Below are 4138 nucleotides of genomic sequence, written 5' to 3' on the forward strand. Positions count from 1 at the left end.
ATTGCCGTTTGACGGGGTGTAGGTGACGAAATCCGTCATCCCATTGGCGTCGAAATCGCCTGAATAGGCGGCCGTGTTCCCGCCAACTATGTTGACGTACCGGCGCGCGTGGTAATTGCTCGTCGCCCAGCCGTCGAGCGTGGCGCCGTTGAAGGTCGCCCCGGTCACCTTCTTCACCGGGGTCGATCCGAACGAGTAGTAGGTGAAGTGGACGCGGTCGGAGTCGTATCCGCCGAACAAGATCACGTGCTCGGAGAACGTGAGCACGTCACCCGGCCGAAGTGCTTCTCGGCTGACCGGGCGGAACCGGGAGTCCGTGAGCATGTTGCCGGACGTCAGGCTGGACGGCAGGTGCAGCGCCATCGACACGTACCCGGAGCAGTCCGTGCGGTAGTACCTGCCGTCCGAATCCGGGTAGGAGCCGCCCTGGTTGTACTGGATTCCTCTGTTCAGCCAGTACTCGGCTCTCGAGATCACCTCGGACTGCGAGATCCGCCCTCCGACTTCACTGGCTTGTGCGGTGACCGGCGTGAACACCGCGCCCATCACGAGTGACCACAGCAGCCCCGTCACCACGGCCGCCACCATCGTTTTGCGTAGCATCGTGAGCCTTTCCCCTTTCTCGTCGTCGAACGGCGAGAAAGCTAGGAAGGGGCTCTGGAACGGTTCTGGACGGAACCTGGATGTCAGGTGAGCGGGTCAGCCGCCCCCATCGAGGTGCACAGGTCGACTGCCCGGTCTCTGTGCACACCAGCCTGCTCGCGGCCGTCGAGCGCGCGGGCGAGACCCGCGTGGGCGCGTGCTTCTTCGATCCGGTACTCGATGCGCGAGGCGATGGCCAACGCCTCTCGGTGGTGGTGCACTGCCGCGTCCACCTGGCCCGCCGCGTATTCGATGCAGCCGAGGACGTTGTGCGCGGTGCTCAAGTGGTCCTGGTTCACGCCGTGGCTGAGCGCGGCGAAGGCGCGTGACGCAAACTCACGCGCCTCCTCAAGCCTGTTCGCCCTACGCATCCCGTCGGCGGTCTTGACAAGTCCGCGCATGACGTAGTGGTGGTTGCCGATCTCCGAAGCCAAGGCCAGCCCTTCATCCAACAACGCCAGTGCGCGGTCGTGATCGCCCAGAAGGCTGTGCGCAGCACCCAGCCCGCAGAGGACGGACGCTTCCTCGCTCTGCTCGTCGATGTCCCGGCTGCGCCTCAGCGCGTTCTCCAGTTCGACCAGAGCCGCAGCGGGGGCACCGAGCGCCAGGTGCACGCGGCCGGTGTTGGCGACGCAGATCGCGGCTTGCCGGTGGGCGTTGGTCCGTTCCTGGATGGGCAGCGCACTCCGGTAGTGGGCGAGCGCTTCGTCGAACCGGCCCAGCCGGTGTGCCAGCATGCCCAGCACCACCAACGCATCGCTTTCCCGTGCCGCGTCACCTGAAGCTCGGGCGACCGCCAACGTGCGCGCCCCGGTGTCCATCGCCTCCCGGTAGCGACAACGGGAGTAACCGACCATCGTCAGGTGGTAGAGGCTTGCCATCTCCGCTGCGGGGTCGCCGATCCTGCGGGCGGCCGCCGGCGCCGGTTGCTGCACCAGGACCAGTTCGTCGAGGTGCTGACCGACGATGAGGCTGTGCCCGATCTCGCGCGGGAACGCGCAGGTGTGCCGGTCGAGTCGCGCCGAGGCGGCGTACCGGGCGGCGGCCACCAGGTTCTCGCGCTCGGCGGAGAACCACGTCATCGCGGTGGCGTGGTCCCGCAGCGCCGGTACGTCGGTGGGGACATGGGCGATCTTGGGCGCGATCGCACGCCTGCCCGGCTGGATCAGGTCCGCGGCGAGGTGGGCCACGTGCAAGTAGTAGTCCAGCAGACGTTCGACCGGTTCCTCGGTACCGAGGGACCGGGCGTACTCGCGCACCAGGTCGTGGAAGGTGTACCGCCCGCGGTCGCGCTGTTCGAGCAGGTGGTGGTCGAGCAGGTCTTCCAACACGTCCAAGGTGTCGTGGAACGGCATGCCGACCAGGGCGGCGGCCGCGTGCGGGTCGATGTCGTTGCCGGGGTTCGTCCCGAGCAGGCGGAAAACCCGCTGGTGCTCCGGTTCGAGGTGCTCGTAGGACAGGGCGAACGCGGACACCACATCGCGGTCACCGGCCGTGAGTTCGGCGAGCAACCGACGTTGCGCACCGAGCCGGGTGACCGCGTCCCTGACTATCCACTGTGGACGATGTGCGAGTCGCGCCGAGGCCATCCGCAGCGCCAGCGGCAGTCGGCCGCACAGCTCCACCAGTTCCGCGACGCCGGCGGGATCGGCGACCGCTCGCGCACCCACCACCCGTTCGACCAGGGCACGCGCGTCCTCTCGGGGCAGGACGTCGAGCGAGAGCTGCGCGGCGCCGTCGAGCACGAGCCTTCGCCTGCTCGTAACCATGGTGAGGCAGGTGGCTGAACCGGCCAGCAGCGGGGCGACCTGCCGGGAGTCGGCGGCGTTGTCCAGCATGACGACGGCTCGTCGGGCCGCCATCTCGTTGCGCCACGCCACCACCCGCTGGTCCAGTTCACCGGGGATGTCCGTGGACGGCACGCCGATGGCACGCAGCAGCGAGTCCAGGGCGGTGAAGGGCTCGACCGGGGACCGGCCGGGAGTGAACCCGTGCAGGTCGACGAACACCCTCGCGTCCGGGTAGCGCTCACCGAGTCGGTGTGCGGCGCGCACCGCCAGCGCGGTCTTCCCCACGCCCGCCATACCGTCGACCACGACCACGGTCGACGCGCCGCACAGGATCGCCAGCTCATCGGCGCGCCCGGAGAAGTCCGGCAGGTCCGGCGGCAACGACACGCGGACCCGTGCCGCAGGTGAGGCTCGAGTACCGGCGGACAGCGCCGGGTCCGCGCGCAGAATGCGTTCGTGCAACTCGCGCAAGTCGGGACCCGGGTCCAAGCCCAGCTCCGCGGCCAGCAGCGCGCGGGTTTCCTGGTAGCGGCGCAACGCGTCTGCTTGTCTGCCACAGCGATACAGCGCGAGCACTTCGAGCGCTACCAGTTTCTCCCGCAACGGGTGCGCGCCGACGATGACCGAGAGCTCGTCGAGGATCTCGCGGTGTTGGCCGCCGTCGAGCGCCGCCGCGGCCCACTCCTCCGCGACGGTCAACCGCTCGGCGTCGAGACCGACCCGGACGCGAGCGACCACGTCCGACACAGCCACCCCGGACAACGCTGGTCCGCGCCACAGCGCGAGCGCGGCCCGAAGGTCGTCCGGGCCCGATGCGGCACGGACGAGCGCGCGGAACCGGTGCAGGTCGACGATCGACGGATCGACTTCCAGGGCATAACCCGATGAACGCCGACCGATCTCCACCTCCGCCGGCCGCAGCACTTTGCGCAGGCGTGACACATAGCCGTGCACTAGTCCCCGGGCGTCGCGCGGCAGGGCCTCACCCCACAACGCGTCGACAAGACGGTCGACCGACAGGGCCTCGCCGGCCTCCACTGCGAGCAACCCCAACAGGGTTCGTTGCAGGGGCGGGCCCACGGGAAGGCGCTCGCCGTCGAGCCAGACCTCGACCGAACCGAGGACACCGACTTTTCGCACCGGGACACCGTAGTCGCTGCTATGGTCCGCTCGAAGACGGTTTTGAGCTCTGGGGGGACTCGATGCGTGTGCTTGCTCTTGCGCTGTGCGCGATCCTGTCGGTCGGAGTGCTTCCCGCGCCGGCCGCGGTCGCGGTTGAGCAAGGAGCCGACGTGTGCGCCAAGTACGCGTCGGGCGCGGGGTTCTCCGGGAACGACCTTGTCGAGGCCATCGCGATCGGCATGGGGGAATCAGACTGCCGGACGTACTTCAACGACCCGACGCCGCAGGACCAGGGCATGTGGCAGATCCAGGTCGTTTCGTCCGACCCGTGGCGCAACGGCACGTACGGCGATCTGAGAGACCCGTCCTTCAACGCACGAGCGACCTACCACCTGTCCGGTGGAGGGGCCAACTGGCACGCGTGGAGCACCTACACCGACCCCTTGAACCCGCGCTACTACGGCAACTACCTGCCCGCAGCCAGAATTGCCGCGCAGAAGTACAACCGTGCCGCGCGATACTCGGGTGATTTCGACGGTAACGGGTTGACCGACTTCACGGTCTACCGGCCCACCACCGGCAAC

Annotated in this window: 2 protein-coding genes and 1 pseudogene; 1 reads left to right on the top strand and 2 read right to left on the bottom strand. The window is 68.4% G+C overall.

Annotation, left to right across the window (positions count from 1 at the left end):
• Together AB0A74_RS42505 and AB0A74_RS42510 are read right to left on the bottom strand one after the other, a co-directional pair.
• Positions 1-576, bottom strand: a 576-nt coding sequence (locus tag AB0A74_RS42505; RefSeq protein ID WP_358258893.1) for a hypothetical protein, incomplete at its 3' end; no start/stop codon positions are given.
• Positions 577-686: 110 nt separating this feature from the next.
• On the bottom strand, positions 687-3572 hold the full coding sequence (locus AB0A74_RS42510) for a BTAD domain-containing putative transcriptional regulator (RefSeq protein WP_358258894.1): 2886 nt from the start codon (positions 3570-3572) through the stop codon (positions 687-689).
• Between the two features lie 62 nt (positions 3573-3634).
• Between AB0A74_RS42510 and AB0A74_RS42515 the strand changes: the two are divergent.
• Positions 3635-4138: pseudogene (locus tag AB0A74_RS42515) on the top strand (hypothetical protein); the annotation flags it as partial.

The organism is Saccharothrix sp. NPDC042600 (assembly GCF_040647305.1).
GTDB classification, from domain to species: Bacteria; Actinomycetota; Actinomycetes; order Mycobacteriales; family Pseudonocardiaceae; genus Actinosynnema; species Actinosynnema mutabilis.